The following is a 7655-nucleotide window of genomic DNA, read 5'->3' as shown; positions in this document are numbered from 1 at the left end:
CAGTATTTCGAGCCTTCTCAACTGTATAAAAATACCGTCACTGATGAAGACGGCAACAAAACCATAGAGTTTAAAAATGGGAAAGGACAGCTTTTGCTTGTCCGAAAAGTATTAAGTTCTACAGAAAATGCAGATACGTATTATGTTTATAATGAATATGATCAGCTGGCGTATGTTATTCCTCCTTTGATCTCTACATGGAGTACTTTAGATCAAACTACCTTAGATAATTTGTTTTATCAATATCGGTATGACGGCAGAAACCGTTTGGTAGAAAAGAAACTTCCCGGTAAAGGATGGGAATATATGGTATATGATAAGCAGGACAGATTGGTTTTAACTCAAGATGCTAATTTGCGAGCACAAGGCAAATGGCTTTTTACCAAATATGATCAGTTTTCAAGACCTATTTACACAGGAATACTGGACAGTCCTCCAGGAAGAATTCAACAGGTAGCAGCAGTGGAGGGTTTTGGCTCAGCTAACGAAACAAGAACAACTTCTAGTTGGAATAATAGTGGAATAGATGTTTTTTATTCCAAAAATGGATCTTATCCAGGGGCAAATTTTAAAGTATTATCCGTCAACTATTATGACACTGTTCCCGGATACGATTTCAATCCCTCTTTTCCATCAATCATTCAGGGAGAGCCCATTTTAACAGCAACTCCAGCCGATGGAAAAACCACTAAAGGCCTTCCAGTCATGAGTCTGGTCAAGAATATTGAAGATGATAACTGGACCAAAAACTACACCTATTATGATCTCAAAGGACGAGCGATTGGCAGTCATTCCATCAATCATCTGGGAGGCTATACCAAAACAGAATCCAAACTGGATTTTGCCGGAGTTCCACAGAAAACAGAGACGGCTCACCTGAGAAGACCCGGTGAATCCGGAATCGTCATTAAAGAGCGTTTAGTGTATGACCATCAGAACCGACTGAAAGAGCATTACCATCAGGTAGATAATAACCCGGAACAACTGCTGACTGAAAACAGCTACAATGAATTGTCTCAGCTTGCGAGCAAAAAAGTAGGAAACAATCTTCAGAGCATTGATTATGCATACAATATCAGAGGATGGATGACCGATATTAACAGAGACCAGATGGCGGTTCCCGATCTTGGAGGAAAACTGTTTTCCTATAAAATCAAGTATAATCAGAAAGATGGGATTACCAACCCGGATACAGCCTTATTTCAGGGGAAAGACGTGAAGGCGAAATACAACGGAAACATCGCAGAAATAGACTGGCGGGCTATTGAGTCATTAGGAGCGAACCCTTCCTTAACTCCCAAAAGGTATGGATATGCCTATGATAGTACCAACAGGCTGACTGCCGGATATTATCAGAATCCCCAAAACCCATACAGTAAAGAGCACACCGAATCTCTGGAGTATGATCTGAACGGAAATATTAAAAAACTCTACCGAACAGCAGCAGCAATCAACAATATACCCAATGTCATAGACAATCTCGTCTATACCTATAATTCAGGGAATCAGGTATCTAAAATTACCGATAACGGAAATTCTGCAGGATATGAAGGCGGTGGCGGAGAGATCAGATATGACCTTAACGGCAATATGTGGAAAATGGCTGATAAAAACATCACCAAGATCAATTATAATTATCTGAATCTTCCGACTCAGCTGGAGTACGGAGATTTTGGGATGCCTGGTGTTTTTCAGTATGTATACAGGTCAGATGGAACTAAGGTTCAGAAAATAGTTCCAAAATTTGAATGTGGCTTTGCGAGCTGCTATACCGTAACAGATGTTTCAGATTACCTGGATGGATTCCAGTATATGAGCCGCACAATGTCCAGCGGTGGCGGCGGAGGGGCTACTGAGTTGGGACTCAGGTTATCAGAAGAAACTTCTAAGGCGATGGAAGTACAGGCTTTCTCCATTGAAGAAAGGAAAACGGTTCCTCCTTCAAAAACGAAAGACCTGAGGTTTTTCCCAACCGCTGAAGGATTTTATGATTATGAAAAAGATCAGTATATTTATCAGTACAAAGATCATTTAGGCAATGCAAGAATAAGTTTCGGAAGAAACAGCACAGGCGCTCTGGAAATCACAGATGCCAATGATTACTATCCTTTTGGAATGAACCACTTGAATACGGGAGGAGCTTTCTTTGGGCAGAATACGTATAAAAATTATAAGTATAATGGGAAGGAACTTCAGGAGACTGGAATGTATGATTATGGAGCGAGATTTTACATGCCGGATATTGGACGATGGGGTGTGGTGGATCCGCTGGCGGAAACTTCCAGACGTTGGTCAACTTATAATTATGCTTATAATAATCCAATAAGATTTATTGATCCGGATGGTATGCAGAATGAAGATATAATTATCTTAACTAAAAATGGTTCATATAAAGCCTCTCAAGAAACATTATCTAAGACAGAGGAAGGAAGAAGGCTTTGGGATAAATATGGCAATAGTAAAACAGATGATATTTATATTGCATCTGCAGATTTTGGAGAAAGGGCAAGTTCTGTAGCAGAAACAGTACCAGACATTAAAACATTAGGTAATTTTGTGAAAGATGGTAAAGTTAAAAGTATTGGAGATGTTTATCCAAATGCATCTGTTTTTGAAGGCGTAGATGTTTCTAAATCTGGTGATAAAAATGTACATTTAGTTTCTTTAAATGAAAATTTTTTCCAAGAAAGTACACCCGATACATACTCAACCAGTATTAATATAAAAGGAAAAGAAGTTGGTCTAACTTACAATAAATATGATCTTGCAGAGGCTATATATCATGAATTTAAAGCACATATAGAGGACAGAGATACTGTTACTCGTGATGCAGATGTTGATCATAATAATTATGGAGGAAGTTATTTTAAATTGAATACTGAAAGAAAAGAGGGATCCCCAGCAAGTATTATAAAGAATCAATTAATAGATTTAAAAGAAAAAGAAACCAAAAAAAAATAGTTTTATGAAAAAACATATTTTATTCTTCATTTTAATATTATATCCGAACATTTTCAACTCGCAAGTACTTGAAGCTTATACCCCTATATTAATTGTAAATAATAAAGGAATTGTATTTAATAATGAAAAAGTTGATGAAGTGAGTTTGGACTACTATACTCCGAATGAAGAGGATTTAATAAAGGATTACTTTCGGTATGATTCAGATGCTTGTACATTGTATTTATTTGATAAAAAGGAAAAGAAAAACAAGGTATTTTTATCTTTAAAACCAAATGAGGTAAAATTTTCCAAAAATAAATTGGGAGTTTTCGAATATTTTGATTTAATAAGAGAAGGCAAAAATAATTTTACGGCATTGCCCTCTTACGGTGTTTATCCAAGTCATACCTTACAAATAAAATCTATTGAAATCTTATCTCAAACTAAGAAAAATTTAATTTTGAAGCTTAATTACTTGGATATTTTTGCTTGGAAAAGTTTTGGTGTTTTAGTATTCAAAGACTATAAATATGAAAATTACCAAGAAAATGATTGAAAAGAAATCTTTGAGTTTTTTGTTCGGTAATCATAGTTCCCCTTAGCTTGCGTGAGCGTTTCCCCCGCTGGCGCGAGCGTTTCGCTCGTATCCATCAATAAAAATAAGTAAGGCTGTCTCAAAAGCACCTTCTCTCTCGGACTCCTGTGTGACAACTTTTTTCATTTAAGGAATTTTCAGAGTGTTGATTTACCTTGTGATACGGCCTCTTTTATCATTTCATTCACAGAAAACCGTTATATTTATCAGTACAGAGATCATTTAGGCAATGCAAGAATAAGTTTCGGAAGAAACAGCACAGGCGCTCTTGAAATCACAGATGCCAATGATTACTATCCTTTTGGATTGAATCATATTCAGGGAATGCTGATGGGTTCTAATCTTGGAAGTTATTATAGTTATAAGTACAATGGAAAGGAGCTTCAGGAGACTGGGATGTATGATTACGGAGCAAGATTTTATATGCCGGACTTAGGAAGATGGGGTGTGGTGGATCCGCTGGCAGAGAAGATGACAAGACATAGTCCTTATAATTATGCTTTTAATAACCCAATACGATTTATTGATCCGGATGGAATGCAAGCAGAAGATAAGATTAAGATTTTTAATAATGGTAATATAGAAAGAACAAAAGATAATAATGCCTATGATACTGTAACAAATGAAGATGAATCTAAGTCTATACAGATTGCTCGTACAAATGTTTCGGAGTCAAATCCAACAGGAGATTCACAAATAGGAGAAGCTAAAACAGTTTCTTATAATACTCCTGGTCACGAGGGAGTTTCAAGAGGGACTGAATTTATTTATATGCAAATTCAAAATTATGACGTTGCAACACAAGTTTTTGAATTTGCGGCAAATAATACGTCTGTGGAATTTGGACAAGATACATTTAATTTTTCAGACGGTTTTTCTACAAATATTGTGGGTACTAATCATTCTACAAATGAAAGTGCTAGTGCTGCAGATGTTCTTGAAAATAATAACTTAGGCGGTTCAGGATTCCATATTACAAAAGATGCAATTCGACAGGAAAGAGTTCACTCTCATCCTCCAGGAGCTGAATGGGGACCTTCAGGCTTTAATGCATATCGCGATAAAAAAACTGGTGGTATATTAACTGATTTAGGATTACCTGGTGGCGACCGAAAAAACTACAACACAAATATTCAAAATGTATACCAATATACTCCAGGTGTCGGCTACTTCAGATATAACAATAAAACATCTACTTATATTGGTAACATAAAAAAATAAAAATATGAAAAATTACTTTTTATTAGTTTTTGCAATGCTACTCATGAGTAGCTGTAAAAATAATCTACATAGTCAGAAAAAAAATAATATATATCAAAATATTTTTAAGGCATTTATTGACTATAGAAATTCAGAAACAGAAATCAGTAAAAAAGAAAATATATTAATAATTGGAGCCAATACGATTGAAAATGATGAAAATTCCTATTGGTTAGATATATGGTTTGTTAATCCAAAATTATTACAAGATTTTGATTATAGTAAAGTGTATGAAATTAAAGGATATAAATTGATTATAGATGAATCGCTAAATAAATCAGAAATATTAAAACATTCATTTAAAGAAACAAAATATGAAAATTTTAATCTTGCAACTGAATTAATAGATTATGATTCTAAAAACTGGTATATTGTATTTAGTTCAAAAAATGAAGTTATCCGTATATCTCCAAAACAAAAATCAAAAGAGATAAAAGGAATACTTTTAAAAAGGGGAGTAAAGTTTAGTCAGGAGTTTGATGATGATTAAGCCCCCCCGCTGGTGCGAGCGTCTCGCTCGTGTCCATCAATAAAAATAACGAGGCTGTCTAAAAAGCACCTTCTCTCTCGGACTCCTGTGTGACAACTTTTGTCATTTAAGGAATTTTCAGAGCGTTGGTTTACCTTTTGATACAGCCTCTTTTATCATTTCATTCACAGAAAACCATTATATTTATCAGTACAAAGATCATTTAGGCAATACAAGAATAAGTTTCGGAAGAAACAGCACAGGCGCTTTGGAAATTACAGATGCCAACGATTATTATCCTTTTGGAATGAACCCCCCGCTGGCGCGAGCGTCTCGCTCGTGTCCATCAATAAAAATAAGGAAACTGTCTCAAAAGTGCTATCTCTTGGACTTGTGTCTTACAACTGATACAGCCTCTTTTATCATTTCATTCACAGAAAACCGCTATATTTACCAGTACGAAGATCATCTTGGCAATGCAAGGGTAAGTTTTGCCAAAAACAGCGAAGGTGTTCTGGAAGTGACGGATACCAATAACTATATCCTTTTGGCTTGAATCATATTCAGGGAATGCTTAGTAATGTAAACTTCCCTATTTTTCAGACCAATTAAAATTATTAAATTTAGTTTAATAAACATTGTAAAAAGAGCAAATCTTAAGAAACCCAAATTAATAATTTTATTTGATCTTACTCAGAAGATGGCTCCGGTAGCTCTCTCCAATTGGAATTTCCTGCTCGGAAAGCAGAACAATTCTCTTGATCCCGATATTTTTAGTTTTATCCAGATTGACGATGAATGATTTATGGACACGGACAAACCTTTCAGAAAGCTGGTTTTCCAGGGATTTCAGAGTATCCAGTACAATGAATTCCTCATTTAATGTTTTTATATTCACATAATCTTTAATGCTTTCTATGTAAAGAATATCGCTGAAATTGATGCGGTGTTGCTGACCCGAAGATTTCACAAAAAAATAAGATGCGCTACTATGATCGGGAAATGTAAAACGCTCCTGCGCTTTTACTGCACTTTTATGAAATCGGTCAAAAGAAACAGGCTTCAGAAGATAATCTATAATATTGTGTTCATAGCCTTCCAGTGCATATTCCGAATAAGCCGTTGTTAAAATATATTTTTTCTTATCCCCTACAATCTTCATAAAATTGATTCCCGAAATTTCCGGCATCTGAATGTCCAGAAAAATAAGATCAGCATCATTATTTTGAATATATTCCAGCGCAAGAATAGGATTTTCTGCAGAAAAAACCAGCTCTAAAAAAGGAATTTTGCGGACATAATTTTCCAATAGCGAGATTGCCAGCGGTTCGTCATCTACAATGATACATTTAATCGTTCTCATATGGGAAAATTATTCTTAAATCTACAATAAATTCAGATTCCAGATTCTTTATAAAGAGTTCATGCTTTTTAGGATATAAAATTTCCAGCCTCTTTTTTACGTTTTCAATTCCGATTCCGGACGCCGTATCTTTCATTCTTTGCTTTTTATAATTATGAAGATAAAAATGAAGTACATTATTGTCGTCCGAAACTTTCAATACAAAACCTTTGTCTCTAAAGTCTCCGTGTTTAAAAGCATTTTCTACAAACGGCACCAGCAACATAGGAGAAATATTGATTTTAGGATGATTGATATTTTTTTCAATAACCAATAGTTCCGGATTTTTGATTCTGAGTTTCTCGAGACCAATTAAGCTTTCAATGTATCCTATTTCCTTATCCAGACTGATCACTTCTTTTTCAAGATCTTTAGTGCTGTACCTCAGCAATTCGCTTAATTTTTCTATGGCCGGAAGTGCCTTATCTGATTTTTGATACACCAGGGAATAAATATTATTTAAAGAATTAAAAATAAAATGAGGATTGATCTGGGTTTTTAAGGCCTGAAGCTGGGCATGTTTCCTTTCTTCGATAAGGACAGATTTTTCTTCTTCAACCTTCAGATAATACTTAAAGAACCATAAATTCGTACTTACGAAAACCGTCAGGCTCGAATAATAGATATTATCATAAAAATAGTACAGGAAAGTAGTTCCCTCCGCATAATTTCTGAAACCTGCCACCGCAGGAAGCAAAAGCTCTTCCATGGAATATCTGAAGAGTACGAAAACAAAGACCCCCACAAAAAAACCGATGATCATCAGGTAAAATCTTTTAGGATCAAAAAATCTTGGTACAATAAAAAAATAATTGACGTAAAATCCCAGAATATTAGCCAGGAATATGGTGACATCCAAAATATCAAGCGCTCCTTCACTGTAGACAGCCCGGGCAAGGAGTCCGTTAAAAATAATCAACAGCCAATAGAAAAAGTGCAGAAAAAAAACTTGTTTTTGCTTCATGCTCAAATGTAAGACACATCAC

The 7655-nt window shown here is 35.2% G+C and carries 7 protein-coding genes; 5 read left to right on the top strand and 2 right to left on the bottom strand.

Translation table 11 applies throughout. The features are described 5' to 3' along the window. The 5 genes from BUC06_RS24000 to BUC06_RS23710 form a co-directional block, all read left to right on the top strand. On the top strand, nt 1-2961 hold a 2961-nt coding region (locus BUC06_RS24000; RefSeq protein WP_139263268.1), incomplete at its 5' end, for an RHS repeat domain-containing protein. A gap of 4 nt (nt 2962-2965) precedes the next feature. Then, nucleotides 2966-3499, top strand: a complete 534-nt coding sequence (locus BUC06_RS02195; protein WP_073329078.1) for a hypothetical protein — start codon at nt 2966-2968, stop codon at nt 3497-3499. A 144-nt stretch (nt 3500-3643) separates the two neighbouring features. After that, nucleotides 3644-4759 carry an RHS repeat-associated core domain-containing protein gene (locus BUC06_RS24415; protein WP_394363672.1) on the top strand — a complete coding sequence of 372 codons (1116 nt, stop codon included), beginning with the start codon at nt 3644-3646 and terminating at the stop codon, nt 4757-4759. Nucleotides 4760-4763: 4 nt separating this feature from the next. Beyond that, nucleotides 4764-5288 carry a hypothetical protein gene (locus BUC06_RS02185; RefSeq protein ID WP_139263266.1) on the top strand — a complete coding sequence of 175 codons (525 nt, stop codon included), beginning with the start codon at nt 4764-4766 and terminating at the stop codon, nt 5286-5288. 364 nt (nt 5289-5652) lie between these two features. Then, nucleotides 5653-5823 carry a hypothetical protein gene (locus BUC06_RS23710; protein ID WP_167367394.1) on the top strand — a complete coding sequence of 57 codons (171 nt, stop codon included), beginning with the start codon at nt 5653-5655 and terminating at the stop codon, nt 5821-5823. A gap of 123 nt (nt 5824-5946) precedes the next feature. On the opposite strand, the gene BUC06_RS02180 is transcribed toward BUC06_RS23710, so the two are convergent. Both BUC06_RS02180 and BUC06_RS02175 read right to left on the bottom strand, forming a co-directional pair. Then, nucleotides 5947-6630: a LytR/AlgR family response regulator transcription factor gene (locus tag BUC06_RS02180; RefSeq protein WP_073329072.1), complete on the bottom strand. Its 684-nt coding sequence runs from the start codon at nt 6628-6630 to the stop codon at nt 5947-5949. Then, nucleotides 6617-7633 carry a sensor histidine kinase gene (locus BUC06_RS02175; RefSeq protein WP_073329071.1) on the bottom strand — a complete coding sequence of 339 codons (1017 nt, stop codon included), beginning with the start codon at nt 7631-7633 and terminating at the stop codon, nt 6617-6619. The genes BUC06_RS02180 and BUC06_RS02175 overlap by 14 nt, the downstream gene beginning before the upstream one ends. Nucleotides 7634-7655: the final 22 nt, after the last annotated feature.

The organism is Chryseobacterium carnipullorum (assembly GCF_900142785.1).
In the GTDB taxonomy this organism is placed as follows: domain Bacteria; phylum Bacteroidota; class Bacteroidia; order Flavobacteriales; family Weeksellaceae; genus Chryseobacterium; species Chryseobacterium carnipullorum.
The sequence above is the reverse complement of the archived record's forward strand: the minus strand, read 5'-3'. Positions and strand labels throughout refer to the sequence as shown.